This window comes from Rhodanobacter sp. Root627 (assembly GCF_001427835.1).
Lineage (GTDB): Bacteria > Pseudomonadota > Gammaproteobacteria > Xanthomonadales > Rhodanobacteraceae > Rhodanobacter > Rhodanobacter ginsenosidimutans.
The window spans coordinates 1,111,335-1,137,701 of the sequence record NZ_LMGW01000001.1; the positions used below are offsets into that span (position 1 = coordinate 1,111,335).

Below are 26,367 nucleotides of genomic sequence, written 5' to 3' on the forward strand. Positions count from 1 at the left end.
GCCTCAAGACGGGACGCAATGAACGCGCGCCGTTCGCGCTTGTTGGATAATCGCCCGACGCCCCTGCCGCCGAAGAGCACCGAATGAACATCGAAAGTCCCAGCCCCATCGCGTGGCGTTTTTCCGAGCGCGCCGGGCAACTGCAAAGCTCGTTCATTCGCGAAATCCTGAAGATCACGCAGCAGCCGCAGATCATCTCGTTCGCAGGCGGCCTGCCCTCGCCGGCCACGTTTCCGGTGGACGCGATGAAAGCGGCCTTCGACAAAGTGCTGTCCACGGCCGGCAAGACTGCGTTGCAGTACGGCCCGACGGACGGCTACCTGCCGCTGCGCCAGTGGATCGCCGAGATGCTTTCGAAGGACGGCGCCACGATCGTGCCGGAACAGGTGTTGATGGTGTCCGGCTCGCAGCAGGCGCTGGATCTGCTGAGCAAGGTGCTGATCGACGAAGGCAGCCGCGTGCTGGTGGAAACGCCGAGCTACCTGGGTGCCCTGCAGGCGTTCTCCGTGTACCGCCCCGAATTCAAATCGGTACTGACGGACGACCACGGCCTGGTGCCCTCATCGATCCCTGCCGTCGCCGACGGCGCGCGCCTGCTGTACGCGCTGCCCAATTTCCAGAACCCGACCGGCCGCACGCTGTCCACCGCACGTCGTGTCGAGCTGGTGGAAACCTGCGCCGGCCTCGGCCTGCCGCTGATCGAGGATGATCCGTACGGCGCGCTCTCATACAAGGGCAACCCGCTGCCGAAGATGGTGGCGATGAACCCGGCCGGCGTGATCTACATGGGCTCGTTCTCGAAAGTGCTGACGCCCGGTATCCGGCTGGGCTATGTCGTCGCCCCGTTGCCGCTGGTGCGCGTCCTGGAACGGGCCAAGCAGGCGGCCGACCTGCACACGGCGCAACTCACCCAGATGGTGGTGCACGAGGTGGTGAAGGACGGCTTCCTCGATCGCCACATCCCCACCATCCGCGAGCTGTACGGCAACCAGTGCCAGGTGATGCTGGACGCGATGGCCGAACACTTTCCCGCCAGCGCCACCTGGACCAAGCCCGAAGGCGGCATGTTCATCTGGGCCACGCTGCCGCCGCACATCAACGCGATGGAACTGCTGGACGCCGCGATCAAGGAAAACGTGGCGTTCGTGCCCGGCGCCCCGTTCTACGCGAACGCGCCGGAAACCAACACGCTGCGCCTGTCGTTCGTCACTGTGCCGCCAGAACGCATACGCCATGGCATCGCCGTTCTGGGCAAGCTGATCGCCGCACGGATGTAAGAGCGGAAGACCTGCGGCGTGGCTTTCAGCGGCGACTCTTGCTGCCCGCAACCCGCGCCCTGGTCTTGACCTTGGCATCTCCGCCAGCCCCAGTCACCAGCAACGACCCGGCGATGACGCCAAACAGGTGATCGGCGCGCGGTGCCAGCGCCGGCTGGTCGCCCAGCCACGCCAGCGCCGCCACCAGCGCAAACAGGTCGGCGCCGTCGATATCGGTTCGCGCCACACCCGCTGCCTGCGCAAGGGTGAGCAATCTCGCACCGGCTGCCTTCATGCTGACGCACGAGGCATGGAGGGCCGAGTCCTCGTCATCGATGGCAGCGACCATCGATGCCACCACGTCGCGGTAGTCGTTCGCCAGCGTGACCACGTCGCGCAGCCACGTCACCAGTGCGTCGCCCGGCGAAGCTGACGTTTCGCGTTCGATGGCCTTCGTCGTCAGGTCATCGAAGCTTTCGCGCAACAAGGCCTCAAGCAGCGATTCGCGCGTGGGGAAGTGCCGGTAAAGCGTGCCGAGCCCGACGCCGGCCCTTCGCGCCACGTCGCGCAGCGACGCACCGGCGCCCTGCTCGACGACAACGCCGCGCGCAACGGTGAGCAAGTCCTCGTAGTTCTTCCTGGCATCGGCTCGCATGGCTTCCTCTTGAAAACCGGAGCAGTGCTCCGCATAATCGGAACACCGCTCCGTTAAGTATAGAGGATAAGGCAATGTCGACAAACACGATGAAGGCGAAAATGAAGGCCATTCGGCTGCACACATTCGGCGGCCCCGAGGTATTGCACTACGAAGACGCGCCGCTGCCCGGACTGAAGCCTGGCGAAGTGCTCATCCGCGTGCACGCGGTGGGCGTCAATCCACCCGACTGGTATCTGCGCGAGGGATACGCCAGCCTGCCACCGGAATGGCGGCCGCCGATGTCCTTGCCCATCATTCCGGGGACGGATGTGTCAGGCGTGGTCGCCGCGGTTGCCGATGACGTCGCCCATTTCGCCATCGGTGACGAGGTGTATTCGATGGTCCGCTTTCCCGAAGGCCTTGCCGGGGACAGCAAAGCCTACGCCGAGTATGTCGCGGTGCCCGCGGCGGAAGTCGCCCGCAAGCCCGCCGGGATCGATCACGTGCACGCCGCCGGCGCACCGATGTCCCTGCTCACCGCCTGGCAGTTCATGATCGAACTGGGCCACGACGCGCCCAACCCGCTTCAGCCGCACGCGCACCAGCCGGTGCCGCTGGCGGGCAAGACCGTGCTGGTCAACGGTGCCGCCGGCGGCGTGGGTCATTTCGCCGTGCAACTGGCCAGGTGGAAAGGCGCGCGGGTGATCGCCGTGGCGTCCGGCAGGCATGAAGCGTTTGTGCGCGATCTGGGCGCGAACGAATTCATCGATTACACCAAGACGGCGCCCGAGGAGGTGGTTCGCGACGTCGACCTGGTCGTTGACGCCGTGGGTGGACCGGGCGCGGCGCGCTTTCTGCGCACGCTCAAGCGTGGTGGCGCGTTGTTCCCGATCTTTCCGCTGGGCTTCGCCGGTGCGGATGAGGCTGGCAAGTTGGGCGTCACCGTGTCCGCAACGCAAGTCCGCTCAAGCGGCGCCCAACTGGCGGAACTCGGCGAGCTGCTCGACGCCGGGACGGTACGCGTCGCGGTCGACAGCACGTTCGCCCTGGCGGACGCGCGCAAGGCGCACGAGCGGGCGGCCCACGGGCACATTCAGGGCAAGATCGTGCTCACGGTCTGCTGAGGGAGCTCGTCATGACCACCCTCAAAGACGCCATCGAAGACCTTCTCAACAACCGCCAGCTGACGGCCGCTGAAGCGGTCGACCGGCACTTCGGTCCCGGCTTCCGCCAGCGCACGAACGGGACATGGGACGACCGGGCCACGTTCCTCGCCCGCATCAACCATTTCCGGGACGTGGTCGCGCACGCCACGATCACCGTTCTCGACGAACTTGGTGATGCCGACCGCTACGCCGAACGCCATGTCATCGACCTGCTCGAGCGCGACGGCGGGCGAATCCGGCAAGAGGTCTACGTGTTTGCGACGCTGGACCCGGACGGGCGCTTCGCACGCATCGAAGAGACGACGCTGTTGCTCGAACAGCAGCAGGAGATGCCTGGATCGACTTGAAGCGATGGCATGCGGGCGTCGTTGCATCGTCGCCCTGTTCCTCACCATGCCCTTCAGGGCAGCGCACCTCGCCGGCCAATGCGCAATAGACTGCCTGCTCCGACTCCTGCCCTGGTCCCCGTCGCACCCACCTGCATGATCCGGCCCGAAAAGCACAGCACGCCCCAAGTCTCGCGCAGCTCCATGATTGTGGCGGCACTGTCGACGGTGGTGGAGTGGTACGACTTCACGCTGTACCTGTATTTCGCCACGGTGCTGTCGCGGGTGTTTTTCGGGGGTGGCGAGAACTCGCTGCTGGCGACGCTGGGCGGGTTCGCCATTTCCTACGCGATGCGGCCGTTCGGCGCGATGGTGTTCGGCCATATCGGCGACCGTCTCGGGCGGCGACGCACCTTGCTGCTGTCGATGATGTTGATGACGCTGGCGATGCTGGCGACGGCGCTGCTGCCCGACTACGCGGCGATCGGCCCGGCGGCGGGCGTGTTGCTGATCCTGCTGCGTTGCCTCATGGCGTTCTCGGTGGGCGGCGAATACACCGGCGTGGTGGCCTATCTGCTGGAAGGTGCGCGGCCGGATCGCCGCGGCCTGATCACCTCGCTGGCGTCCGCCGCCAGTGAGATCGGGGCGCTGCTGGCGGTGGCGCTGTCCGCACTGACGGTGGCGCTGATGAGCGCTGCCCATCTCGACGCCTGGGGCTGGCGCATTCCGTTCTTCGTGGGCGCGGCGCTGGCCGGCTGCGTGTGGTTTGCACGATCCACCATGCAGGAGTCGCCGGATTTCCTGCGCCAGGTGCGGCAGCACACCGTGCCCGATGCGCCGCTGCGCCACACGCTCGCCCACCACAAACCCGCGCTGCTGCGCACCTTCGCCATCTCGGCGCTGGGCTCGATCACCTATTACGTGGGCATCACCTATGTGCCGGCGTTCCTGACCTCCTCCGGCGTCCTCGCCGAAGGCCGTTCGCTGTGGATGTCGAGCGGCGCCGCCGTGGCGGTCATCCTCGTCACACCATTGGCCGGCGCGCTGTCCGACCGGGTCGGTCGCAAGCCGGTGCTGATCGCGTTCGCCGTCGCCAGCATGCTGTTGCCGCTGGCGATGTTCGGCCTGATGGGCGGCGGCGGTGACTTGGCGATAGCGGGCGGCGCGATCGTGCTGGCCTGCCTTGCCGGCGGCGTCAGTGCCGTGGGCGCGCCGGCCACCGCCGAACAGTTTCCGGGCGAAGGCCGGCTCAGCGGCCTGGCCCTGGGTGTCACCATGGCGACAGCCATCTTCGGCGGCCTGACGCCGTTCCTCGCCGAGCTTCTGGTCCAGCAAACCGGCTGGAACGCGGTGCCCGGCGCCATGATCGCGGCGGTGGCGCTTGTCGTGCTGCCGGCCTTCCTGACCATGCCGGAGACGCGTCCGGGGTGGCATGTAACGAAAACGCACCGGGCAACGAATAGCTTGTTGAGCGACGACCAGGCCGATGGCGGCACGCGCTAGCGCACAACCACCCGCACGAGCCATCACGCATCGGAGCTGCCGCTCGACACAAGCTACCCACGGCCACCAACGCCAGTCTTCCGGAGTTGAACCATGAAACGACGCAGTGTCCTGAAATATCTCGGAGCCGCGGCAACCCTGCCCTGGCTGTCGGCTTGCGCGCGTGCCGTCGCCCCGCCCGCCGGCGCGGATACGGCAACGGTAAAAGCGCTGGACGTGCCTCCGGCTTTCTGGCGTGACAAGGTCAGCCCCGCGGCGTTCAAGGTGTTGTTCGAGGAAGACACCGAGCGTTCCGGCAGCAGCCCGCTGAATGCGGAAAAGCGTGCCGGCACCTTTATCTGCGCGGCATGCTGGTCGCCGTTGTTCGCCAGCGAGCACAAGTTCGAAAGCGGTACCGGCTGGCCCAGCTTCACCCAGGCGCTGCCCGGGCGTACGGCGACCAAGCGCGATTTCGTGCTGCTGATTCCGCGCACCGAATACCACTGCGCCCGCTGCGGCGGTCATCAAGGGCACATCTTCCACGACGGCCCGCCGCCGCTGGGCACGCGCTGGTGCAACAACGGGCTGGCGTTGCGCTTCGTGCCGGAAGGTCAGCCGCTGCCCGCGCTGAGAGGCTGACATGAGCATGCATGCCCTGGCCGCGCTGCGGCATCCTTCATGGCTGCGGGCGTTGGCGAGCCTGCCGATGCTGATCGTACTGGCCGCGTGCGCGCCCTCCGGCGCGGGCGCTACCAGCCCGTCATCCAGAACGGTCGACGCCCCGTCAGCGGCACGGACCTCGGGTGGCACGGCCGTAGCCGTGTTCGCGGGCGGTTGCTTCTGGTGCATGCAGCCGCCCTACGACAAACTCCCCGGGGTGATTTCCACCGAAGCCGGCTACACCGGCGGCCACACATCCCGGCCAACTTACCGGCAGGTATCCGCCGGCGGCACCGGCCATGCCGAGGCGGTGCGGGTGACCTACGACCCGCGCAAGGTCAGCTACCCGAAGCTGCTGGACGTGTTCTGGCACAACATCGATCCGGTGGCGGTGAACCGGCAGTTCTGCGACGTCGGTGACCAGTACCGCAGCGCGATATTCCCGATCGGACCGCAGCAACACAGCGAGGCCGAGGCCAGCCTGCGCGCGATACAGGCCGACCCACGCTTCAAGCGCCCCATCGCCACCCGCATCGAACCGGCCGCAACCTTCTACCCGGCCGAGGAATACCACCAGGCTTATTACCGGAAAAATCCGCTGCGCTACAAGTACTACCGCTACGGCTGCGGCCGGGACCAGCGCCTGCAGCAGATCTGGGGCAATGCCGGTTAGCTGACGCGGGCCACGCACCGCGCATGCGCTTGCCAGGCTTCACAGCCCGGGAACCTTTTGCGCCCCTGCTTCATCCGATCCGTGCCATGGCCCCGCGCAACCGCGCGGGCGCACGTGATCGTGGCGACCGGACTCGTCCGCGAGCCTCTCCCGAAAAGCCAGCCGAGCTTCATGTCGACACCGTTCTTCTCCATCGTCATGCCCACCTGGAACCGCGTCGCATGGCTCGACCGCGCGCTGGCGTCGGTGCTGGCGCAGCAGGAGTCATCGTGGGAGCTGCTGATTGCCGACGACGGCTCGTCCGACGGCACATGGGCGTCGCTGTGCGACTGGACGCGCCGCGACGGCCGCGTGCGCTGCTGGCGACACGCCAACCGTGGGCCGGCGGCAAGCCGCAATGCGCTGCTGCGCCACGCGCGCGGCAAGTGGATCGTGTTCCTGGACAGCGATGACGAACTGCTGCCCGATCACCTTGCCCTGCGCCGCGAGGCCATCGCCGCGCAACCCGATACCGAGCTGTGGTTGTCGCCGATGCGCATCGTCGGCAATCCCTTCGTGCCGAGCTGTATGCATCCCGGCGAGATGATCCATGTCGATCGCTGCATCGGCGTGGGCATGATCACCGTCCGGCGCGAGGCGATCCTGCGCGCCGGCGGCTTTCCCGATACTAGTTACGCCGAAGACGCCGCACTGATGACGCAACTGCGGATCATGGGCACACGAACCGCCTGGCTGACCCATCGCACCTACGTCTACCACCGCGATCACACCGACAGCATCACCGGTCATCACGCGCGGCAGACCCGGCCTTCCTGGCAGCATGTGGTGGCCGAAACCGTCGCGGGCTGAGCGCGCCCCTGGCGCTCGGCCGGACAGCCGCCATCCCGCAGCCAGAATCGATGCACTTGCGGCGGCGGGCAACCACGCCGACACCCCAGTTCGCGATGGCGGAGTGGCCGCAACCATCACGGCACGCGCCCTGCCCGCACGCAAATCGGCCTCGGCTACACTCATCGACTGGCCGAGGATTCTCCCCACATGGCGCCATCCGTTTCCCGCGATCGTCTCCTTCACGGCGCAAGCATGATCACCTTGTCGCTGACATCGCTTGCCGGCGCTGCAGCCACCGCGCTCGCCTGGCTCGGGCCCGTGCACCGGCCGATGGACATGGTGATCCCGCCGCTCACGTGCGTCTTCTTTCTTGTCCTGCTGATCATGCTTGTGCGCTGGCCGCATCGCCTTGGTCTCATCATGCGCGTCGCGTTGGCGGCCGCGCTGGCCGCACTTGTCGCGCCAGCGTGGTTCTACACCTGGCAGGCCACGCAGACGCCGGGACTACGGTTGATCGACATCTATCCGCCGATCGGCTCGCTGCTGCTGGTGCTGATGGTGACGGCAATGATCTACCTGCCGACCCGCGATGGCGTGACGATCGTCGTGGCCGGCTGGCTGCTGGTGGCCTTGCCGGTGCTGGTCTACCTGTTTACCCATCCCCAGGAAATACGCACGCCGCGAGGCGCCGACCTGTTGATGAGCTATGGGCCAGTCTTCGTGCTGCTGCTGGTGCTGCTGCCGGTGCAGCGCAAACTGACCAGAAGGATCCAGCACCTGGTCTCGGAGCAGGCCCACATGGAAGCCATGGTCAACCGGGATCCGCTGACCCGCATCTACAACCGCCGCTTCTGCGAACTGGTACTGCGAGACCTGCTCACCCGGCAGATCCCGGCAGGCGTGATCATGTTCGACATGGATCACTTCAAGGCGATCAACGACACCTACGGCCATCCGGTTGGCGATCGCGTCTTGCAGCAGGTGGCGCAGCGATGTCAGGAGCTGCTGCGCAAGAACGAATGCCTGGCCCGTTGGGGCGGCGAGGAGTTCCTCGTCGTCGTGCCGGATGTCGATGCCACTGCCCTGCACGCACTGGCCGAGCGGTTGCGAAAATCCATCACTGAATTGTCGATCGAACCCGTGTCGCTGGTGAGCGCATCTGTAGGCATCACGCGAGTGCTGGATGGCGACACCACCGACACCATTTTTCAGCGGGTGGACAAGGCGCTCTACCGGGCCAAGAAGCTGGGTGGCAACATGGTGTCATCGTGATCGATGAACGCAGGATGCCGCCACTTTCCCCTCCCGCCTACTTCCCCTCGTGCTGCGCCGCCAGCGCCAGGAACATGAAATTGGTGGCGCCGCCGCCCAGCACGTATTCGCGCTGCTGCCAGAAGTAGGGCCAGATTTTCAGCTCCGGCAGGTCGGGTCGAATCAGGGCCGTGCCGGAGATCACGCCGCCGGGGATGTAGCTCCAGTCGGCGCGGTTGCCGCCGTAGGCCACCGTGGCGGACAGCGCCCCCACACCGGAGGCGAACGACTCGGGGTTGTCGCCCGGATGCACGCCGAGCACGAAGTTGAGCGCCTCCATCTGCAGCGTGTCCGGCGTGAACTGCGGCCACGCCTTGCGGAAGAAATACTGGCTGACGCCGAACTTCTGGATGTCCCAGCCAGCACCCCAAATGTACGGCACATACGGCACGCCGTACGGTGTCTTGGTGGCGTCCGCGGTGAGCTTGGCCTGATAGGTTTTCACCGCCGCACCGACCTCGTCGATGAAGGCCTGGTCGTGGATCAGCGGCATCGCTTCGGCCAGCATGGCGCCGGTCTTGTCGATGTGCGCGACGATCTGCGGCTTCATCGCGATCAGGCGTTGCACGTACGCCGCGTCGGCCGTGGTTTTCGCCAGTTCCGACAGCGCGAATACCTTGGCGCCAAGGTCGTCGGCGCGGTCGATGGCGTGGCGGTAGAGGTCGAGCGCGGCATCGAGCGACTGCTTCGCCATCGCCGGGTTCACCGCCTTCAGCACCCGTGCGGCGGTCGCGAGTTGCGCCGCCGTGGTGAGTTCGCGATCGGGGTTGTCCTCGGTGAATACCCAGCGATCGTCTGGAATGGACGAGGTCGTCGCGGTCTTCTGGCCCGGCTTGAGCGCGGGATCGTAATCGAGCCCGTCCGTCTGGGTGGAGACATCGCCGAGCAGCACGTATTGCTCCAGCGTCGGCTCGATGATGCCGCGATAGGTGCGGCCCAGCACCTTGTAGCCGCCGAGCACACTGAGCAGGCCATGCTCCATCTGCTGGATCGCGTCGTTGACGCCGTCCGGCCGGTGGATGTGGGCCACCTTCTTCGTCTCGTCGATGCTGGTGGCGTCGTAGTCGAGGCCGAACTCCTCCACCATCTTGGCCAGCAGCCATACCGTGCCCATCTGGCTCTCGACGCGCAGGTCGTAATCGCCGGCATCGTGCCAGCCACCCGAGGTCAGGCCCGGCACGCGGTCGCCGGGCTTGTAGCGGGTCAGCGTGTCCGGCCCCTGCGCATAGCCGTCGAAGTGCACGCCGACCTGCGCCATGCGCGCGTCGTCCTGATGATCGAGCCCGTGCCAGGTACGGTAGTTCTCCTTCACCAGCATGTGGCACATCTGCACCGGCAGGAAATATTCGAGCGTGGGCTGCCACACGCCGCGATCGTAGACATCGTCGGCAATGCGGAAAACGTGCGTCTTCTGCCCGCGATAGGACAGCTGGTACATGCCGGGCGTGGTCACCGCGCCGAGATCGGCGGTCAGGTAGTTGTAGCGCAGGAAATGGCCCCACGGCTTGGGCCTGAAGCTGGCCACCTGCTGAGGGCCGCCGGCGGTCATCTTGTAGAGGATCAGCGCATCGGCCTTGTCGTCGCGCTTGTCCTGCTCGATCACCACGGTCTTGGCCTGACCGGGTCGATAGCCGACCTGCGACACCTGCACCACCGGCGCACCGCGCCAGTCCGGATCGACGTTCGGCGTGATGATCCACGACACCGCATTCTTCGTGGCGCCCGGGCGCGTGATCTCACGCACGATGTACCAGCCGTTGTTCTGGTTGCCGCGCCCGTCGAGCAGTTCGAGCCGACCCGTGCGGCTCTCGATCTTCAGCCGTTGCAGCTTGCTTTCCGGCGCCACCACCAGGGTTTTTCCTTCGGCCATCGGGGCGGAAATCAGCTGGCCATGGTCGTCACTGATGGGGCCATCCGCCTGGCGCGGAAAGATGCCCGACACCTGATCCATCAACCAGCTCTTGCCGAACAGGTCGGTGGGAAACAGCTCGAAATTGAAACCGACCTTGCCTTCCCACTCCGCCGGCAGCGGCTTGTCCAGGTCGACGCTGACCTTGAACGCATCGCCGTCCATCGGCGTCACGCTGACGTGGTAGCTGAAATGGAGGTCGGGGTACTCGATCGGGTTGAAGCCCTTGCGGTTCTTCGTCTCGTCGGGATAGTGCAGCGTCTGGGTGACGGTCTGCGCCGCCGCGTCGACCACCGGTTCGCCATCGCCCGCCGGCATCGGCGACCACTGCCCCGGCGACGGCTCAAGCCGCAGGTCGCCATTGGCCGCCACGCGCGTGCCGTGCTGAATCACCGTCACGCCTGTCTGGTGGCCGTCGGGATAGATGTCGGCAAACACCGTGACGTTCAGCCCCGGCGCCTCGAAATAGCCCTTGTCGTTGAGCTTCAGCTGCGGCTCGGCCTGCGCCGCGCTGGCGCCTGCCGCAGCCAGCGCGAGCAGCAGACCGATGGTCATTGAGAGCGTGCGTTTCATGAAAGTATCCCCCAGGCACGGACCGTAGCCACGGCCTCATTGCGATCCGGGGAAGCTAGCCGACGCCATGGCTTTGCCGCAAGTCGAGGCCGGCCGTTCGCATCTCCGCCGGATACGCCTCCCCACCGGCCCGGGCTCTGGCCGCCGCGCCAATTCCTTAAATATTTGCGCGCGGCGGCCGCTAAGACGGTCAAGGCATCCGAAACAGGTGCCAGGTTGGCAGACGTGGTTGCTTGATGAGTGTGTGGCCAAAAATCATTGACGTCCTGGCCAGCCGGGACCCTCGGCGGCGGGTGCGGCTTGTCCAGTGGTTGATTGCGAGCGCGGTCTACATCGGTGCCGCCACATTGTTGACCACCGGCGTGGGCCAGGGCTGGATGAACACTTCCGCCCTGGCGCTCTGGCTGGGCTTCGTGGTCGTCGTGCTCGCTTCGGGCTATGCGGCGCTGCGCAGTGGCTGGACCGAGCGCTTCCGCGACCCTTCATTGGCAGTCTGGCAGCTCTCGATGGGTGTGCTCGCCGTCAATTGGGGCTATCTGATTTGCGGCCCGATGCGGACGTCGGCATTGTTTCCGATCATGGTGGTCTTCGCGTTCTGCGCGTTCACGCTGCGCTGGCGCCAGATCGCCTTCGTGACGTTGCTGGCCGTCACCAGCCTCGTCGTGGCGATCGTGGTGCGCGAGCTTTATCCGCACTGGGTCCCGGCGCAAGGCGAGGTGGCACCGCTGCGCGTGGATATCAACAACGTGCTGATGCTGATTGTGGTGTTGCCGGCCATTGCCGTGATCGCCGCGCGCCTCTCCGCACTGCGCCGGAAGCTGCACGAGCAACGCGAGGCGCTGTCGCACGCATTGTCGGAGGTGGAGCGGCTGGCCGTCAGCGACGAACTTACCGGCATCCCCAACCGCCGCTCGATGCGTTTCCTGCTGGATCGCAGCGTGGCTTTCTCGGCTGGCGGGGTCACACCGTTCTGCATCGCGGTCCTGGACATCGATTATTTCAAGGCGGTCAACGACGATCTGGGGCACGCCGCCGGCGACGAAGTATTGAAGTCGTTTGCGCGGCGCGCCACCGCGGAGTTGCGCAACGCCGACGTACTGGCACGCTGGGGCGGCGAGGAGTTCGTGTTGATGATGCCTGGCGGCCTCAACAACGTATCCCGCGTAATCGAGCGGATCGGCAGCTCGATCCGCACCGGCTGTCACCCGACGCGGCATATCACCTTCTCCGCCGGCATCGCCCAGCACCGCCCGACGGAGACCGTGGATCAATTGTTGTCGCGCGCGGACGTCGCCCTGTATGAAGCCAAGCGCACCGGGCGGGACCGGTACGTTCTCGCCGATTGATCCAACGCGGTGAAAGCCGCGACGCACCCCTGCCACTTGAGTGGAAGCGAACGTCGCGCACGGTTGTCGGCCGTTCCGGCGAGCCCGCGGTTCTCGCCCTCGGGGACTGTCCAAACCAAGGGATCCAGCGACGCCGGCCCACGCTACGGCCATCGCCATGATTCCGTGCTGGCGAGCCGCTAGACTCGTCACGCGAGGCAACGTCGCGGGGGGAAACAGCATGTTTGAACAAGGCGAACGGCCACCCGACGGCCGCTCTCCCACGGATTTTTTCGGTCGTCAGGACGATGCGCGGCGCGCCACGCGGCGCATGCTGGTGCTGTTCCTGCTGGCCGTGGCATCGGTGGTTGCCGTGCTGGTTGCCGCGCTGGCGCTGGGCAAGTACGCGTTCATGCATTACTTCGGGCTGGCCTATGCTGGCTACTCGCCGTGGCCGGCCACATCCACCATGGTCGGCATCGCGGTCACCGCCACCGTCGCCATGGCATGGGTGTCGTGGGTGCGCATGCGCGAGCTGGGTCAGGGCGGCGCCGTCGTCATGGAGTGGATCGGTGCACGCGCAATCGATCCGGGCACCATCGACCCGGTACACCGCCGGCTCATCAACATCGTGCAGGAAATGGCGATCGCCAGCTCGATCCCTCCACCCGACGTCTATCTGCTTGCGCACGAGGATGGCATCAATGCCTTTGCCGCCGGCCACGGCACCACCGATGCCGCGATCTGCGTCACCTATGGCTGTCTGGAAAAGCTCACGCGTGACGAGCTGCAGGGCGTGATCGCGCACGAGTTCAGCCACATCGTGCATGGCGACATGCGGCTCAATATCCGCCTGATCGGCCTGCTTGCCGGGGTGATGTTCCTGGCAACCACGGGGCGCTCGATGATCTACGGCGACTTCAGCAGCGGCAGGAAAGACCCGACCTTCTACATGCTGGGGCAATACAGCATCGGCTTCATCCTGTTGTGCGTGGGCTCCATCGGCCACCTCGCCGGCCGCGTGCTGCAGGCGGCGGTTTCGCGCTCGCGTGAGTTCCTGGCCGACGCGGCCGCGGTGCAGTTCACCCGCCAGCAACTGGGCCTGGTGGGTGCGTTGCGCAAGATCCAGGCGCTCAGCGCAGGCTCCGCATTGCACGGGTTCGACAGCAGCGAGGTGGCGCACATGCTGTTCGGCGAAGGCGGCCGCTGGTCACGACTGCTGGCGACGCACCCGACCGTGCCCGTGCGCATCCGCGCGCTCGGCATGCCCTACCGCGAGCAGGACATCGCACGCATCGCGCGCGATTGGCAGACAACGGTACGGACGGCAGACGCGGACGCCCGTCACGTCTCCCTTGCCGGTTTCGCTCCGGCGATGGCAACGGCCCACGAAGGCAACCGCGCCACCACACGCGTCGCACAAACGCCGGGTACCGCGACACCGAGAGCACTGACGACCAGCATTGGCCAGACTATCGAAACGGCCATCCATACGGCCAACCATTTATTGCAGTCCGTACCCCGCCGGCTCCATGACGCAGCCGCCAACACCGATGACGCGCCGGCCCTGATACTGAGCCTGGCCGTCGACGCGGACCGGGCGTGGCGGACCACCCAGCTCGATCACATCGAGCACCACCTGGGCGCAACATTCCGCGCACAAGTCGACACCCCGCTCGATGCCGGCACCCGGTTGACGCCAAAAGCGCGTCTGCCCCTGCTGCAGCTCGCCTTGCCACGCTTGCGCCGCATGCCGCACGCGCAGGGGCAGATGCTGTTGCAAGCGCTGGATGCACTGATCCATGCCGACGGCCGCATCGACCTCTACGAATTCTGCCTGGTGCGTCTGGTTCGCCTGTACCTGGACGAAGCCGCGCAACCGGCGCGCGCCCGCATCGCCGGACCGGCGCGGTTGTTCGACCGACGCGCCGATTTCGCCACGCTGTGCGCGATTCTCGCCGGCCGCGGCGGTGTCGACGGCAATGCCGCGCGTCACATCTGGCAGCAGGCCATGGACAGCGCCCTGCCCGATCACGGCCTCGCATACGCCGTGCCACCCGCCTGGCAAACCTCTCTGGACGCGCTGCTGCAACGCCTCGATGCGCTGCGCCCCATCGACAAGGAGCTCGCGATCGAGGGCCTTGCCATCGCCGTGCTCGCCGACCAGCGCGTCACCCTGGAGGAAGCGGAGCTGTTGCGACTGATCTGCGCCTGTCTGCATTGCCCACTGCCGCCGTTTCTGGCGACTGAGGGCGACCTGAGTGGTCACGGGCCCCAAGCATCATTCTCGGCGGAAGAGTCCGATGTCTGTACGCACGGGGCTTCGCCGTTGTCCATTTGACCGGAACCCCGTCTGGCCCGAGCATCCCCAAACGGCGTACACCTGCTGCGCAGGAAACCACAAGAGATCGGGTATTCCCCGATACTCAACCCTTTCCGAAGAGGGCAACGCATTGCATCCGTCAGCCGAACACCCCCAGACAACCAGGCCTGAAGGCATCGCTCGTCGCATGATGTGGGCCCTGCTTACTGCATTCGCCGCCTTGTTCATGGCTTCCCAGGCACGCGCCAGCAGCGCCGCCCTTGTGTACGACAAGCCGGCCAGTCAGTGGAATGAAGCGCTGCCGCTGGGCAATGGCCTCATGGGTGCCATGGTGTTCGGCGGCGTGCCGGACGAACGCGTCCAGCTCAACCTGGGCACGCTGTGGGGCGGTGTGCCGAACGACTACCTCGCGCCCGGCGCCGCAGCGCAGCTGAAGCAGATACAGAAGCTCATTTTCTCGGGCAAGGTGGCGCAGGCCGAGACGCTCAGCGCGGGCTTCATGGGTGATCCGAAATTGCTGATGCCGTTCCAGCCGTTTGGCGATCTGCGGCTGCATGTCGAGAACAAGGGCACGGTGAGCGATTACCGAAGGGAGCTGCGGCTGGACGATGCGATCAGCACCGTTTCCTATGCGGTCGATGGCGTGCATTTTCGTCGCGAGACCTTCATCTCCTACCCCGACCGGGTGCTGGTGATGCGCCTCAGCGCCGACCGGCCGGCCGAACAGAACTTCACCGTCGCGCTGACCTCGCCCCAACCCGGCGCCAAGGTCGCGCTGGTGGGCAAGGGGACCATCGAGCTGACCGGGCAGATCGAGCCGCGCGCCAACCCGGCATCGTCGTGGACAGGCTCGTGGTCAAAGCCCGGGATGAGCTATGCGGGACGGCTCGTCATCAAGGCCGAAGGCGGCAGCATCCGCCAGGCCGGTGACCACCTGGAAGTGCGCGGCGCCGACGCCGTCACCCTCGTGTTCAGCGGGGCCACCAGTTTCAAGTCGTATCGCGATATCAGTGGCGCCGCCATGGCGGCGGCTCGCGCACCGCTGGCCACGGCCGCGCAGCACAGCTACGAGTCACTGAAGAACGCCCACCTGGCCGACTATCACGCGCTCTTCAACCGCGTGCATTTGCGCCTCGGCAACGACACTTCCGACGACACAGTGGCGACGGACCAGCGCATTCGCGACTTCAAGACCCATGACGATCCGTCGCTGGTGGCGCTGTATTACCAGTACGGGCGCTACCTGCTGATTGCCTCCTCGCGTGCGGGTGGCCAGGCAGCCAATCTGCAGGGCATCTGGAACCAGGACCTGTTGCCGCCCTGGGGCAGCAAGTGGACCACCAACATCAATCTGGAAATGAACTACTGGCCGGCCGAGACGGGCGACCTCTGGGAAACCCAGACGCCGCTGTGGGATCTGATCGACGACCTGCAGGTGGCCGGCGCGAAAACGGCGCAGCGCTACTACGGCGCGCGCGGCTGGGTGCTTCACCACAACAGCGACCTGTGGCGCGCCACCGCGCCCGTCGACGGGCCGTGGGGCCTGTGGCCGATGGGCGGGGTCTGGCTATCCAACCAGATGTGGGACCACTACACCTTCAGCGGCGACGAGACTTTCCTGCGCCATCGTGCCTACCCCGCCATGAAGGGTGCGGCGGAGTTTGTGCTGGATTTCCTGGTGGAAGCGCCGGCAGGTTCGCCGGTCGCCGGCAAGCTGGTAACCAACCCCTCCACGTCGCCGGAGAACCGCTACCTGCTCGACGGAAAACCTGTGGGCCTGACCTACGCCCCCACGATGGACATTGAATTGATCAACGATCTCTTCAACCACGTGCGCGCCGCCGCCCGCCATCTGGGTGTCGATGCGGCGCTCGTATCCCGCATCGATGCCGCCCAGAAACGCCTGCCTCCGCTGCAAATCGGCAGCAAGGGGCAACTGCAGGAATGGATCGAGGACTATCCCGAAACCGAGCCGGACCATCGGCACGTTTCCCACCTCTACGCACTCTATCCGGGCCACGCGATTTCGCCGGACAAGACGCCAGCGCTGGCCAAGGCCGCGAAACGATCGCTGGAGCTGCGCGGCGATGGCGGCACCGGCTGGTCGCGGGCCTGGAAAATCGCGTTGTGGGCACGGCTCGCCGATGGTGACCACGCCTACAAGCTGCTGCGCGATCTGATCGCCGAAAACACGCTGCCCAACATGTTCGACAACCACCCACCGTTCCAGATCGACGGCAACTTCGGCGGCACGGCGGCGATCGCGGAGATGCTGATGCAAAGCCGTATCGGCGAGGTCACCGTGCTTCCGGCCCTGCCGAGCCGATGGCAGGACGGCGAAGTCGACGGCCTGCGCGCCCGCGGTGGCTTGCGCGTTGGCATCACCTGGCGGGATGGAGCGCCTACCGAAGTGCGCTTGCTGAGCAAGGCCGCCACCTCGGTTCACCTTCGCTACCAGCATCACGATGTGGTCGTGGCGCTTGAGCCGGGCAAGCCGCTCATCGTAAACGCTGCGAGGCTGATGCCCTCGGCAAATGAGCGGCAACCCACTATGGCGGACTGACACCAGGGAAGGTCCGATCAAGCGGCTTGCTCATCATTCCTGCGAGCAACATCAGACCTTCGCCGGGCGGGCGCCGCAACCAGGACAGCCCTGGCACCGTCGGATGGCTCGCAAGCCATGGCCTGCTCGATCTGATCGAGACGGAATTCCTCGCCGATCCGGGTGACGAACAGGGGGTCGTCGATCAGGCTCTCCAGCGTTTTCAGTGCCGCCACAAGTTGCCCCTGCTCCTTCACTGTCCGGCTCTCGAAATTGCTGAACCGCCGCATGGTCAGGTTCTTCATCATGAAAAGCACGGACGGGATGGCGATCGGCACGGCGCCGCCGAGAAAGCCATAGGCATAGATGGTGGAATTCATCGGCAGGCTCGGCGCAATTTTCCCGAGCAGGTCGCCGCCGACGCCATCGAATACGGCGGTTGTCGCCAGCTCGGCGGACAGCGCAGCGAGCCTGTCGGTGAAGCCTTCTTCAGTCACCAGGACATGCTCCACGCCCGACTGGATGAGCGCGCGTCGTGCCGCCTCGGTACGCACCAGAAAAATCGCCGGCAGCTTCCTGCTTCGTGCGAGTGAAGCCATGGCGCAACCCGTGGCCGAATTGCCGGCCGTGACAATCACGCCCTTGTGGCCGGCCTCGGCAATCTCTTCGAGAAAAGCGTAGGCCGTCATGACGTTGACGAGCGAGCCGCAGTAATCCCGCGCACGAACATGGTCCGGCAGGATCAGGCAGGCCGAACAAGGCACGTGTGCCCGCTCGCACCAAAGCCCGACACTCTCCGCGCTTCGGCCCAGCGATCGGTAGACCGCCACCTGCTTGCCCGCATAGTCCCCAGGCACGCCTGCCCCCACCGCGATCACCCTGCCCGCACCCGACGCACCCCATACCTCATGGCGGTCGAGCGCGAGGGGATTGCCGACCGCGGTCGGCATGCGCAGGAACGTCTTGTCGCCCTGGTTGATCGCCGAGGCATCCATCTCGACAAGTACGTGCCCGGCCGCGGGTTCACCCGGCGTGGGGATATCGCGAACCTCCAACGTGCGGCTGAGTGTCACGCAGATCGCTTTCATCGGTTTGCTCCTGGTTCGATGGCTGCGCGCAGCTTAAGCAACCTCATCCATTGCCGAAACGTTCGATAGCGACATACCATCCATTCCATCCTGGAATCGATAGCGGTGACTCACATGGATCGGATGCACGCGATTCGGCTGTTCGTACGCCTCGTCGAATGCGGCAGTTTTTCCGCCGTGATGGACGATTTCGATGCGCTCGAATCCTCCGTGGGCGAGCGCCGGCAATCACCGCGAGGCACCATCCGGATCAACACCGCACCAGCGCATGGCCGGCTCTGCATCACACCGCTGCTGCCGGAATTTTTCCGGCGGTATCCCGACGTCACGGTTCAGATGTCGGTATCGGAACGGCACGTCGACCTGGTCGGCGAAGGCGTCGATCTGGCGATCCGCCACGGGCGACTGGTGGACTCCTCGCTCACCGCGAGGAAATTGTCGGAGGCGGATGCCGTGCTCACGGCGAGCCGGGGTTATCTTGCCCGGCTCGGCGTACCCACCCGGCTCGCGGATCTGGACCAGCACACGTGCATCGTGTTTGCGAAGGATCGCGAGCGTTACCCGTGGTCGCTCAAGGTCGGCAGGGAAACCGTTTCCTATATCCCGCACGGCTCGCTGCTGACCGGCGATGCAGAGCATGTCCGTGCGGCGGTGCTGTGTGGCCTTGGCATCTCCCAGGCGCCACGCTGGCTACTGGCCGAAGAGATCCGGTCCGGCCAGGTGCAGGTATTGCTGCCGAAGTTGCAGCCGGCGCGCGTGCCCATCCATCTCGTCTATCCGGCCGGCCGTCGTGTACCGGTGAGGGTAAGGGTATTTATCGACTACCTGGTGGCGGCGTTTGCGCATCCTTCGCACTGACCGCAAGCGGCCATCCGTAATCGCCCCGACGCGGGCCCGGCTCAACCCCGCAGCAGGAACACCGGCAGCGCCACCATGACCAGCACGAAGAGGATGCCCAGCACGCTCACCACCACGCGCACCGGGTCCGCACGAAGCATCGTGAAGAACGTGTCCGCGGTACCTGCGCGTTTGGCGGCGGCGTACTCCGCGCGGGCGTGATCGCGGCGTTGCCGCTGGAACTCATCCATGGCAAGCCGGGCGTCGGCGTAGGCGGTGTCCTCGGTCACCCAGATGCCGCCGGCCGAAATGCCCCACATGCTGGGCCTGGTTTCGTAGAACGCGATCCCCTGTGCATCGAGCATCGCGCGCACGCCGTCGGCCTCGTCATGAGGCACGTTGCGCAGGTTCAAAAGCAGTCTGGACATGGGGTGATGATAGCTGCCCTCGCCGCGGCGGTCCCCTCTAGAATACGTGTTCCCCACCATCAACGGATCTGGCCATGCCCGCGTATCCCGCCTGCCCGCAATGCGGACTCGACGACACCTACCCGGACGGTGCCCAGCTCGTCTGCCCGCACTGTGCCCACGAGTGGGTGGCCGGGGAATCCGCCGAAAACACCTCGGACGAACCGGTCGTGCGCGACTGCAACGGCAACCCGCTGGCCGCGGGCGATACCGTAGTGGTCATCAAGGATCTGAAGGTGCGGGGCAGCTCGATTCCACTGAAGCAGGGCAGCCTGATCCGCAATATCCGCCTGGTGCCGGATGATGCCGAGCACATCGAGGGCAACGCCGACAAGATCAAGGGGCTGGTGCTCAAGACGTGTTTCCTGCGCAAGGCCTGACAAGGCGCCGCAGCGAATGACGAAAAACTGCCGGGCCCACCATGCGCGAACCGGCAACTGCCCCGAATTTGTCGGACACCGCATCCATCGCGCCTGGCCTGGATCAACCGGAGGTTCTTTTGAAAACCCTGCACTCGCGCCTGCTTTTTGCCGTCTGTTCCGCCATCGCTCTGCCAGCCACCGCGCAGCAACTGGCGATCACCTGGGATGACCTGCCCGCCCATGGGCCGCTTCCTGCGGGCGAAACGCGGGTGGCGATCGCGCAGAAAATCATTACTGCCATGCAGCAGGCGCAACTGCCGCCGGTGTACGGGTTCGTCAACGGCATCCAGACGCGGAACGAGCCGGCCTCCACCCCCGTATTGCAGCTGTGGCGCGACGCCGGATTGCCGCTGGGCAACCACACCTGGTCGCACATGAACCTCAATGCCAATCCGCTCGCGGACTGGGAACAGGATGTGACCAGGAACGAGCCGATGCTGCGGAAGTACATGGGCGCCGCCGATTGGCACTGGCTGCGCTACCCGTATCTGGCCGAGGGCGACACCGCGCAAAAGCGCGCGGCCGAGCGTCGCTTCCTGGCGGAGCGTGGCTACAAGATCGCCAATGTCACCATGAGCTTCAGCGACTACCTCTACAACGAGCCGTACGCGCGCTGCGTCGCGAAAAAAGACAATGCCGCCATCGCCAAACTGGAAACCAGCTACCTCGCTGCCGCCGACGCCGCCATCGTCTACAGCCGCGCCATGTCGAAAGCGCTCTACGGCCACGACATCCCCTACGTCCTGCTGATGCACGTGGGCGCGTTCGACGCCCGCATGCTGCCGCGCCTGTTGGCGCTCTATCGCGAACGCGGCTTCAGCTTCGTCACGCTGGAGGAAGCCGAAAGCGCTCCCTTCTACAAGAACGATCTCGACCTCAGCCTGCCGTCGTCACCCGACTCGCTCGAAGCGACGATGGCCGCACGCGGGTTGCCACTGCCAGCCGCTCCCAGCCCCGGCCTCGATCTGGACAAGCTCTGCCGTTGACTGTCGCTGTGAAGATGCGCACCCGGCGTGGCGCATCTTTGATCACCCCGATTTGCGCCCGGTGAATGCCTCCATCGATGAGTACACCTTGAACACGCTCCCGGCCACCCAATCCCACAGCGGCAACGGCAGCAGCCCGCGCAAGGCGCCGCTCAACGCCACCGTCCATGGCATCATCAATCGCGGCTTGCCGGCCTTCATCGCGGCCCAGGCCTTGTCCACGACGTGCGCCGGCTCCAGCAGCGGCGTCAGCAACGGCGCGCGGGCACCGGCGAACATGCCGGTCTTGATGTAGCTGGGGATCAGCGTGGTCACCCGCACGTGGCCGTGGCCCGCGCGCCTGAGCTCCAGGCGCAACGAATCGCTCCAGCCGATCAGTGCCCATTTCGAGCCGGTGTACACGGTCATCCGCGGCACGGAGAGCAACCCGGAGGCCGAGGCCACATTCAATATTCGCGCCTCGTTGCCGGCGGCGATCATGCCCGGCAGGAAGGCCCGGGTGACATGCATCGGCCCCAGCACGTTGACGCGGATAACGAACTCGGTGTCGGTGAGCGGGTCGTGCTCCCAGAACGGTTTGCCGCGGACCACGCCAGCGTTGTTGATCACAATGTCCGGGGTACCGACTTCGGCCTGCACCCGCTGCGCCGCCTCGGCGACTGCCTGCGGCGACGACACATCGACCACCTGGGCCAGCACCCTGGCGCCGCGCGCGGCGAGTTCCGCGCGGGTCGCCTCCAAGGCCGCCGCGTCCATGTCCCACAACACCACGGCGGCCGCGTGCTCGGCCACCGCGCGCTCGGCATACAGGCGGCCCATGCCCATGGCGGCCCCGGTGATGAGAACGATCCTGCTTTCGACGGTGCGCATGTTTGTCCCCGGATTTTGTGCCGCGATTATGCGCCATGGTCGCAAAACCTGACCGGTTTTCGTGGGGTAAAGGGACTTTCAAGCGGGCACCACACCCAAATGATTCAACGGCCATCCAAACGGCCATCGACCACCATGGGCGACACCATCACCCACCTCGTATATCCTTTCGTTTCGCCTTGGAATGAGGGGGGAAAATGGCATTCAAGACGCTGACGACCGCAGCCATTCTGATGAGCCTGGGCCTGGCCTCCGGCGTTGCGGCAAACGAACCTCACGGATCAACGGCACCTGCTTGCGCACAGGACGGGCGGGCAGAAGCCGGCGGTTACCGGCTCGATGCCAAGCTGACCCGCAACGCGAACGCGTGGCTCCTGACCCCGCAAACAAACATCCAGTTCGCACCGGAGCAATACGGCGGTGCAGCCGTGCCGGGCACGGGGCACATCCATCTCTATTTGAACGGCACCTTGATCGGCCCGATAACGCATGCGGGCCCGGTCAGCCTGCCGCTGCTCGATCGCGAAGCCTACGTCGTGAAACTGGCACTGACCACCAGCGACCACAACGAAGCAAACTTCGGCGTATGCCGCGAAGTGCGCATTGCGGCACCCGTCATCAATGGATAATCGGCGAAATACCGGCATTTGTCCGGCCCGCCATCCACGACTTGAAAAGGCTTGAGCATGAGAATTTTTGCAGCCATCGCGCTGGCTTTCGTCGTTTCACCCGCACTGTCCGGTGACCTGCCCTCATTCACCCCCCAAAGCCTGGTGTTGAAAAACATCCCGGCGGCAACCGGGCCAGCCGTTGCTCTGTTCAACGGCAAAAATCTGGACCAGTGGGACGCCTGGCTGGGCTACGCCGATCCGGGCCAGACGTATCTGGCCAAACACGACGCACCCCTCGGCGTGGGCGGCAAGGGAACCATCTTCACCGTGGTGAGCGAGGACGGCGAGCCGGCGATCCGCGTCAACGGCCCGACCTGGGGCAGCCCGGTTCATCGCGGTGATTACGCCAACTATCACCTGCGGCTCGAATACAAATGGGGCAAGGCACGCTACGCACCACGCCAGGCGATGCTGCCGAACAACGGGCTGCTGTACCACACGCACGGCAAACCCGGCGCGGTGTGGGGCACGTGGGCGCGCTCGGTCGAGTTCGAGATCATGTCCGGCAGCGTCGGCATGGTGGTGCCGGTGGGCGACAAGCTGAGCGTCACGACAACCGCCGCGCACGACGCCTCCATCATCGATCCAAAGCTGCGCTACATGGTCGGCGGCGTGGATGCCAAAGCCATCGGCAACACCGCCACATGGAACGTGGAGAACAGCCACAACGCCGACGCACCCGACGGCGAGTGGAACGTGCTCGACCTCTACGTCGTCGGCAACCACGCCATCCACGTCGTCAACGGCGTGCCCGTGATGGAAGTGCGCAACATCTGCGAGCCCGACACGAAAGGCGTCTGCCAACCCCTCACCCACGGCCACATCCAGCTCCAGTCGGAAGGCGCCGAAACCTTCTTCCGCCACATCACGGTTGAGCCGATCAAGCAGCTGCCGGTGATTGAGGTGGTGAAGTAGGCTGAGGCCTGGTGCATTCCGTCAGCCTCCTTGAAAACCCAAGGCAGGCAGCACGGTCTCCGTTACGACTTGCGACCGTGCACGTTGCGCAGCTTTGATGACGCCAGCGCCAGCAACGTCGCGGCGCCGAGCGTACGTCGGAACGGGCTGGCGCCGTCGAGCACCTCCAGACCGGCCCACCAAGCAAGCGCCGCGTCGCGCGCGGTACGCATGCGGTGCCTCCGACCCCGCTGAAGTGCGCGTTGCCAACGCCAGCGCGCTCCACGTGAGCATCGGCTCATTGGGTGATTGCGCGATCGCCACGTGGCCTCGGCGATCGGTGATGAAATGGCGTAACGCTGACGACATGACTTGCTCCTGGCTGGGCTATCAGGCTGGCATGGAAAACGCGCAGGCAAGGTGATCGGCACAGGTATTTCTTCTACCGACAACGATCATGCGCCGGCGGCAACTGCTGCCACCGTCACGGCGTGACATCGAACGCCGCCTGCTCGGTCGCTTGCGAGCTTCCACCAACCCACCAGGCGCCCAACACCACGATCCGGCACCCACCAGCCGAGCCACCGGCGCTTGACAGCCCATTTATGTGCATATACACATATCACCCATGACACCGGACCTCACCATCTTCGCCACCACCCGTTGCCTGTGCCTCGCGGCGCGGCGTGCGGCGCGTACGATCACGCGCGAATTCGACCAGGCGCTGCGGCCGCATGGCTTGCGCGCCACCCAGTTCACCTTGCTGGCCGCGCTGCATCTGGCCGGTTCGAGCGCCATCGGCGAGCTCGCAGACATGCTCTCTGCCGATCGCACCACCCTGACCCGCAACCTTGCCGTCGCCGAACAACGCGGGTGGGTGACGTTGCGCACCGATCCCGCCGACGCGCGTTCGCGCCAGGCGGCGATCACCCCCAAGGGCTCGCGCGCCCTCAAGGCCGCCATGCCCAGCTGGAACGCAACCCAGCAACGGCTGCTCCAGGACATTGGGGAAGCCACCGCCGCAAGCCTGCATCGACTTGCCGGCGGGCCATGCGTCATGCCACTGCCCACCCAAGGCGAGTGATACAGCCGTAACGGAAACCGAAAGCCCCTTCCGCCGTATCCAAGGAGACGCCCGATGAAGCTTTACTGGTCCAATGTCACTTCCCCGCGCAAGGCCTGTGTGGTCGCGAAATACCTGCAATCACCGGTCGAATACGCCTATGTCGATCTTGATCGTGGCGAACAGAAGGCACCGGAATATCTGGCGCTCAACCCCAACGGCAAAGTGCCGACACTCGTCGACGGCACGCGCGTGCTGTGGGAATCCGACGCGATCATGTGCCACCTGGCGGCGCGTTCGGACTCGGACCTGTGGCCACAGGACGATCGCCAGATCGACGTCCTGCGCTGGTTGAGCTGGGCCGGCCAGGAATTCAATCCGGTGGCGAGCCAGCTTTACTTCGAATACATCATCAAGCCGCGCTTCAATATCGGCGAACCCGATGTCGATGCGGCGGGGCGCGCGCAGGAGGCTTTCCGTCAGCTCGCAGCCATCCTCGAAAACCATCTGCAGGACCGCCGCTGGCTGGTGGGCAAGACACTCACCGTGGCGGATTTCTCGCTCGCAATCACCCTGCCTTACGCCGAAGCCGCGCATATTCCGCTTGCCGAATTCCCAGCCATCCGGCGCTGGCACGACGCGTTGTGCGAAATCGACGCATGGCGCGAGCCGTTCCCCGAGATCGCCGTCGCTGCCTGAGCCGCTGCGATCGATTGCCGTCGCAGGCAGTCGTTGTGTCCACTCCCGTCCCACAAGAGGAAATGTCATGAACCTGGTCAGCTACCTTTTCTTCAAGGACAACGCCGCCAAGGCGTTCGATTTCTACGCCCATGCCCTCGGTGGCAAGGTCACGATGAAGGTGACCATGGGCGAAATGTCCGGCACCGAAGCGCTACCGGCAGAAGCCCGCAACCGGATCGCCCACGTGCGGCTGGAAGTCGGCGACGCCGTGTTGATGGGCTCCGACTGGTGCGGCCCCACCCCCGACCCGTATCCCGGCATCCACGGCAATGCGGTGTCGCTGAGTGTCGACGAACCCGGCGAAGCGGAACGCGTTTTCAAGGCGCTTGCCGAAGGCGGCCAGGTGACGATGCCGATCGCCGAAACGGAATGGGCCCTGCGCTTCGGCATGCTCACCGACCGGTTCGGCGCGAACTGGATGGTCAACTGCAACCGCCCCGTGGCGGGAAACACCCCATGAACGCGCCAGCCATCGCCACGCGCGCGACGTGGCTGGAAGCCCGCAAGGCGCTGTTCGAGAAGGAACGCGCCATGACCCACCAACTTGAGGCATTGCATGCCGAGCGCCGTCGGCTGCCCTGGGTGCGGATCGACAAGCGTTACACGTTCCAGGGTCCCGAGGGCACGCTCGACCTCGACGACCTGTTCGGGCGGCAGCAGCAACTGGCGATCTATCATTTCATGCTCACTCCCGGCTCGCACCATGTCTGCCCGGGATGTTCATTCCTGATGGATCACGTCGATGCCGCGCGTCGGCACTTCGAACATGCCGACCTCGCCTTCGCGGCGGTGTCGCGCGCATCCATCGAACGCATCGAAGAAGTACGGCAACGCATGGGCTGGACCTTCCCCTGGGTGTCATCCGGGGAAAGCGATTTCAACTACGACTTTGGCGTCTCGTTCACCGAAGCCGATCGCGCCGCGGGTCGCGCCAGCTACAACTACGGCCTTGCGAGCATCAGCAGCAGCCCCGACATGTTCGGCATCAGCATCTTCGCCAAGGATGATGACGGCAACATCTTCCACACCTACTCCACTTATCACCGCGGCGTGGAACTCCTGGCCGGAGCGTTCAACTGGCTGGACCTCACTCCCAAGGGTCGTAACGAAGGCGACGGCACCATGAGCTGGGTGCGGCTGCACGACGAGTACGAGGATTGACGGGTTGCCATGGGCCGTCCTCTTGCCACCCCTCTTTCGGCAAGAGGCGGCCGTGCAACGCCTGGCCGATGGAAAGCGGGATTTCCTTCACCAAGAGCCGCAAGCATCGTATTCAAATAGACGTCCATCTCATTCGTACGGGTCGAGTCAACC

At 65.4% G+C, this 26,367-nt stretch carries 26 protein-coding genes; 20 read left to right on the forward strand and 6 right to left on the reverse strand.

What is annotated here, in order from left to right:
* Positions 1–83 precede the first annotated feature (83 nt).
* A complete protein-coding gene (locus ASD68_RS05185; RefSeq protein ID WP_056604184.1) occupies positions 84–1,277 on the forward strand; it encodes a PLP-dependent aminotransferase family protein in 1,194 nt (397 codons plus the stop codon).
* 25 nt (positions 1,278–1,302) lie between these two features.
* Here ASD68_RS05185 and ASD68_RS05190 read toward each other — a convergent pair whose 3' ends face one another.
* Positions 1,303–1,911 (reverse strand): TetR/AcrR family transcriptional regulator, encoded by a 609-nt coding sequence (locus ASD68_RS05190; RefSeq protein WP_056604188.1) that lies wholly within the window; start codon positions 1,909–1,911, stop codon positions 1,303–1,305.
* 74 nt (positions 1,912–1,985) lie between these two features.
* On the opposite strand from ASD68_RS05190, the gene ASD68_RS05195 reads away from it, so the two are divergent.
* From ASD68_RS05195 to ASD68_RS05230, 7 genes are all read left to right on the forward strand, one after another.
* Positions 1,986–3,017, forward strand: a complete 1,032-nt coding sequence (locus ASD68_RS05195) for an NADP-dependent oxidoreductase (RefSeq protein ID WP_056604192.1) — start codon at positions 1,986–1,988, stop codon at positions 3,015–3,017.
* A gap of 11 nt (positions 3,018–3,028) precedes the next feature.
* Positions 3,029–3,406, forward strand: a complete 378-nt coding sequence (locus ASD68_RS05200; RefSeq protein WP_056604195.1) for a hypothetical protein — start codon at positions 3,029–3,031, stop codon at positions 3,404–3,406.
* Positions 3,407–3,589: 183 nt separating this feature from the next.
* Complete coding sequence (locus ASD68_RS05205; protein WP_235578641.1) at positions 3,590–4,888, forward strand: MFS transporter; 1,299 nt, start codon at positions 3,590–3,592, stop codon at positions 4,886–4,888.
* A 93-nt stretch (positions 4,889–4,981) separates the two neighbouring features.
* The gene (msrB, locus tag ASD68_RS05210; RefSeq protein ID WP_056604201.1) at positions 4,982–5,506 is read left to right on the forward strand and encodes a peptide-methionine (R)-S-oxide reductase MsrB; all 525 of its coding nucleotides are present in this window, start codon (positions 4,982–4,984) and stop codon (positions 5,504–5,506) included.
* 1 nt (position 5,507) lies between these two features.
* The gene (gene msrA / locus ASD68_RS05215; RefSeq protein WP_056604204.1) at positions 5,508–6,200 is read left to right on the forward strand and encodes a peptide-methionine (S)-S-oxide reductase MsrA; all 693 of its coding nucleotides are present in this window, start codon (positions 5,508–5,510) and stop codon (positions 6,198–6,200) included.
* Between the two features lie 171 nt (positions 6,201–6,371).
* Positions 6,372–7,049 (forward strand): glycosyltransferase family A protein, encoded by a 678-nt coding sequence (locus ASD68_RS05225; protein WP_156458339.1) that lies wholly within the window; start codon positions 6,372–6,374, stop codon positions 7,047–7,049.
* A gap of 234 nt (positions 7,050–7,283) precedes the next feature.
* Positions 7,284–8,303 (forward strand): GGDEF domain-containing protein, encoded by a 1,020-nt coding sequence (locus ASD68_RS05230; protein WP_056604210.1) that lies wholly within the window; start codon positions 7,284–7,286, stop codon positions 8,301–8,303.
* A gap of 37 nt (positions 8,304–8,340) precedes the next feature.
* On the opposite strand, the gene ASD68_RS05235 is transcribed toward ASD68_RS05230, so the two are convergent.
* On the reverse strand, positions 8,341–10,824 hold the full coding sequence (locus tag ASD68_RS05235) for a glycoside hydrolase family 9 protein (protein WP_056604213.1): 2,484 nt from the start codon (positions 10,822–10,824) through the stop codon (positions 8,341–8,343).
* A 236-nt stretch (positions 10,825–11,060) separates the two neighbouring features.
* Between ASD68_RS05235 and ASD68_RS05240 the strand changes: the two genes are divergently transcribed.
* The 3 genes from ASD68_RS05240 to ASD68_RS05250 all read left to right on the forward strand — a co-directional run bounded on the left by ASD68_RS05240 (position 11,061) and on the right by ASD68_RS05250 (position 17,035).
* On the forward strand, positions 11,061–12,170 hold the full coding sequence (locus tag ASD68_RS05240; protein ID WP_235578671.1) for a sensor domain-containing diguanylate cyclase: 1,110 nt from the start codon (positions 11,061–11,063) through the stop codon (positions 12,168–12,170).
* A gap of 220 nt (positions 12,171–12,390) precedes the next feature.
* Positions 12,391–14,490: a M48 family metallopeptidase gene (locus ASD68_RS05245; RefSeq protein ID WP_162247405.1), complete on the forward strand. Its 2,100-nt coding sequence runs from the start codon at positions 12,391–12,393 to the stop codon at positions 14,488–14,490.
* A 169-nt stretch (positions 14,491–14,659) separates the two neighbouring features.
* Positions 14,660–17,035 (forward strand): glycoside hydrolase family 95 protein, encoded by a 2,376-nt coding sequence (locus ASD68_RS05250; RefSeq protein WP_056604222.1) that lies wholly within the window; start codon positions 14,660–14,662, stop codon positions 17,033–17,035.
* Between the two features lie 17 nt (positions 17,036–17,052).
* Here ASD68_RS05250 and ASD68_RS05255 read toward each other — a convergent pair whose 3' ends face one another.
* Complete coding sequence (locus ASD68_RS05255; RefSeq protein WP_056604225.1) at positions 17,053–18,102, reverse strand: hypothetical protein; 1,050 nt, start codon at positions 18,100–18,102, stop codon at positions 17,053–17,055.
* 114 nt (positions 18,103–18,216) lie between these two features.
* On the opposite strand from ASD68_RS05255, the gene ASD68_RS05260 reads away from it, so the two are divergent.
* The gene (locus ASD68_RS05260; protein ID WP_056604228.1) at positions 18,217–18,960 is read left to right on the forward strand and encodes a substrate binding domain-containing protein; all 744 of its coding nucleotides are present in this window, start codon (positions 18,217–18,219) and stop codon (positions 18,958–18,960) included.
* Between the two features lie 41 nt (positions 18,961–19,001).
* Here ASD68_RS05260 and ASD68_RS05265 read toward each other — a convergent pair whose 3' ends face one another.
* On the reverse strand, positions 19,002–19,367 hold the full coding sequence (locus tag ASD68_RS05265; RefSeq protein ID WP_056604231.1) for a DUF6164 family protein: 366 nt from the start codon (positions 19,365–19,367) through the stop codon (positions 19,002–19,004).
* A 74-nt stretch (positions 19,368–19,441) separates the two neighbouring features.
* On the opposite strand from ASD68_RS05265, the gene ASD68_RS05270 reads away from it, so the two are divergent.
* Together ASD68_RS05270 and ASD68_RS05275 are read left to right on the forward strand one after the other, a co-directional pair.
* Positions 19,442–19,786, forward strand: coding sequence for a zinc ribbon domain-containing protein YjdM (locus ASD68_RS05270; RefSeq protein WP_056604234.1), 345 nt, complete (start codon positions 19,442–19,444; stop codon positions 19,784–19,786).
* 119 nt (positions 19,787–19,905) lie between these two features.
* Positions 19,906–20,814, forward strand: a complete 909-nt coding sequence (locus ASD68_RS05275) for a polysaccharide deacetylase family protein (RefSeq protein WP_235578642.1) — start codon at positions 19,906–19,908, stop codon at positions 20,812–20,814.
* 42 nt (positions 20,815–20,856) lie between these two features.
* On the opposite strand, the gene ASD68_RS05280 is transcribed toward ASD68_RS05275, so the two are convergent.
* Positions 20,857–21,684: an SDR family NAD(P)-dependent oxidoreductase gene (locus ASD68_RS05280; RefSeq protein ID WP_056604237.1), complete on the reverse strand. Its 828-nt coding sequence runs from the start codon at positions 21,682–21,684 to the stop codon at positions 20,857–20,859.
* A 197-nt stretch (positions 21,685–21,881) separates the two neighbouring features.
* On the opposite strand from ASD68_RS05280, the gene ASD68_RS05285 reads away from it, so the two are divergent.
* Complete coding sequence (locus ASD68_RS05285) at positions 21,882–22,313, forward strand: hypothetical protein (protein ID WP_056604240.1); 432 nt, start codon at positions 21,882–21,884, stop codon at positions 22,311–22,313.
* Positions 22,314–22,370: 57 nt separating this feature from the next.
* Positions 22,371–23,270, forward strand: coding sequence for a DUF1080 domain-containing protein (locus tag ASD68_RS05290; RefSeq protein ID WP_056604243.1), 900 nt, complete (start codon positions 22,371–22,373; stop codon positions 23,268–23,270).
* Positions 23,271–23,332: 62 nt separating this feature from the next.
* Here the strand turns inward: ASD68_RS05290 and ASD68_RS16790 are convergent, their stop codons facing one another.
* Positions 23,333–23,482, reverse strand: coding sequence for a hypothetical protein (locus ASD68_RS16790; RefSeq protein ID WP_156458341.1), 150 nt, complete (start codon positions 23,480–23,482; stop codon positions 23,333–23,335).
* Between the two features lie 395 nt (positions 23,483–23,877).
* On the opposite strand from ASD68_RS16790, the gene ASD68_RS05295 reads away from it, so the two are divergent.
* The 4 genes from ASD68_RS05295 to ASD68_RS05310 all read left to right on the forward strand — a co-directional run bounded on the left by ASD68_RS05295 (position 23,878) and on the right by ASD68_RS05310 (position 26,214).
* Complete coding sequence (locus ASD68_RS05295) at positions 23,878–24,333, forward strand: MarR family winged helix-turn-helix transcriptional regulator (RefSeq protein ID WP_056604246.1); 456 nt, start codon at positions 23,878–23,880, stop codon at positions 24,331–24,333.
* A 54-nt stretch (positions 24,334–24,387) separates the two neighbouring features.
* Positions 24,388–25,011 (forward strand): glutathione S-transferase family protein, encoded by a 624-nt coding sequence (locus ASD68_RS05300; RefSeq protein WP_056604249.1) that lies wholly within the window; start codon positions 24,388–24,390, stop codon positions 25,009–25,011.
* Between the two features lie 67 nt (positions 25,012–25,078).
* Positions 25,079–25,513 (forward strand): VOC family protein, encoded by a 435-nt coding sequence (locus ASD68_RS05305; RefSeq protein WP_056604252.1) that lies wholly within the window; start codon positions 25,079–25,081, stop codon positions 25,511–25,513.
* On the forward strand, positions 25,510–26,214 hold the full coding sequence (locus ASD68_RS05310) for a thioredoxin family protein (protein ID WP_056604256.1): 705 nt from the start codon (positions 25,510–25,512) through the stop codon (positions 26,212–26,214). Before ASD68_RS05305 ends, ASD68_RS05310 begins: the two co-directional genes overlap by 4 nt.
* The last annotated feature ends 153 nt before the right edge of the window (positions 26,215–26,367 follow it).

What these genes read in the sequence shown, in the direction of transcription:
- ASD68_RS05185 (WP_056604184.1), top strand. Translation starts at nt 84, where the DNA reads ATGAACATCGAAAGTCCCAGCCCCATCGCGTGGCGTTTTTCCGAGCGC.
- ASD68_RS05190 (WP_056604188.1), bottom strand. Translation starts at nt 1,911, where the DNA reads ATGCGAGCCGATGCCAGGAAGAACTACGAGGACTTGCTCACCGTTGCG.
- ASD68_RS05195 (WP_056604192.1), top strand. Translation starts at nt 1,986, where the DNA reads ATGTCGACAAACACGATGAAGGCGAAAATGAAGGCCATTCGGCTGCAC.
- ASD68_RS05200 (WP_056604195.1), top strand. Translation starts at nt 3,029, where the DNA reads ATGACCACCCTCAAAGACGCCATCGAAGACCTTCTCAACAACCGCCAG.
- ASD68_RS05205 (WP_235578641.1), top strand. Translation starts at nt 3,590, where the DNA reads ATGATTGTGGCGGCACTGTCGACGGTGGTGGAGTGGTACGACTTCACG.
- msrB (WP_056604201.1), top strand. Translation starts at nt 4,982, where the DNA reads ATGAAACGACGCAGTGTCCTGAAATATCTCGGAGCCGCGGCAACCCTG.
- msrA (WP_056604204.1), top strand. Translation starts at nt 5,508, where the DNA reads ATGAGCATGCATGCCCTGGCCGCGCTGCGGCATCCTTCATGGCTGCGG.
- ASD68_RS05225 (WP_156458339.1), top strand. Translation starts at nt 6,372, where the DNA reads ATGTCGACACCGTTCTTCTCCATCGTCATGCCCACCTGGAACCGCGTC.
- ASD68_RS05230 (WP_056604210.1), top strand. Translation starts at nt 7,284, where the DNA reads ATGATCACCTTGTCGCTGACATCGCTTGCCGGCGCTGCAGCCACCGCG.
- ASD68_RS05235 (WP_056604213.1), bottom strand. Translation starts at nt 10,824, where the DNA reads ATGAAACGCACGCTCTCAATGACCATCGGTCTGCTGCTCGCGCTGGCT.
- ASD68_RS05240 (WP_235578671.1), top strand. Translation starts at nt 11,061, where the DNA reads ATGAGTGTGTGGCCAAAAATCATTGACGTCCTGGCCAGCCGGGACCCT.
- ASD68_RS05245 (WP_162247405.1), top strand. Translation starts at nt 12,391, where the DNA reads ATGTTTGAACAAGGCGAACGGCCACCCGACGGCCGCTCTCCCACGGAT.
- ASD68_RS05250 (WP_056604222.1), top strand. Translation starts at nt 14,660, where the DNA reads ATGATGTGGGCCCTGCTTACTGCATTCGCCGCCTTGTTCATGGCTTCC.
- ASD68_RS05255 (WP_056604225.1), bottom strand. Translation starts at nt 18,102, where the DNA reads ATGAAAGCGATCTGCGTGACACTCAGCCGCACGTTGGAGGTTCGCGAT.
- ASD68_RS05260 (WP_056604228.1), top strand. Translation starts at nt 18,217, where the DNA reads ATGGATCGGATGCACGCGATTCGGCTGTTCGTACGCCTCGTCGAATGC.
- ASD68_RS05265 (WP_056604231.1), bottom strand. Translation starts at nt 19,367, where the DNA reads ATGTCCAGACTGCTTTTGAACCTGCGCAACGTGCCTCATGACGAGGCC.
- ASD68_RS05270 (WP_056604234.1), top strand. Translation starts at nt 19,442, where the DNA reads ATGCCCGCGTATCCCGCCTGCCCGCAATGCGGACTCGACGACACCTAC.
- ASD68_RS05280 (WP_056604237.1), bottom strand. Translation starts at nt 21,684, where the DNA reads ATGCGCACCGTCGAAAGCAGGATCGTTCTCATCACCGGGGCCGCCATG.
- ASD68_RS05285 (WP_056604240.1), top strand. Translation starts at nt 21,882, where the DNA reads ATGGCATTCAAGACGCTGACGACCGCAGCCATTCTGATGAGCCTGGGC.
- ASD68_RS05290 (WP_056604243.1), top strand. Translation starts at nt 22,371, where the DNA reads ATGAGAATTTTTGCAGCCATCGCGCTGGCTTTCGTCGTTTCACCCGCA.
- ASD68_RS16790 (WP_156458341.1), bottom strand. Translation starts at nt 23,482, where the DNA reads ATGCGTACCGCGCGCGACGCGGCGCTTGCTTGGTGGGCCGGTCTGGAG.
- ASD68_RS05295 (WP_056604246.1), top strand. Translation starts at nt 23,878, where the DNA reads ATGACACCGGACCTCACCATCTTCGCCACCACCCGTTGCCTGTGCCTC.
- ASD68_RS05300 (WP_056604249.1), top strand. Translation starts at nt 24,388, where the DNA reads ATGAAGCTTTACTGGTCCAATGTCACTTCCCCGCGCAAGGCCTGTGTG.
- ASD68_RS05305 (WP_056604252.1), top strand. Translation starts at nt 25,079, where the DNA reads ATGAACCTGGTCAGCTACCTTTTCTTCAAGGACAACGCCGCCAAGGCG.
- ASD68_RS05310 (WP_056604256.1), top strand. Translation starts at nt 25,510, where the DNA reads ATGAACGCGCCAGCCATCGCCACGCGCGCGACGTGGCTGGAAGCCCGC.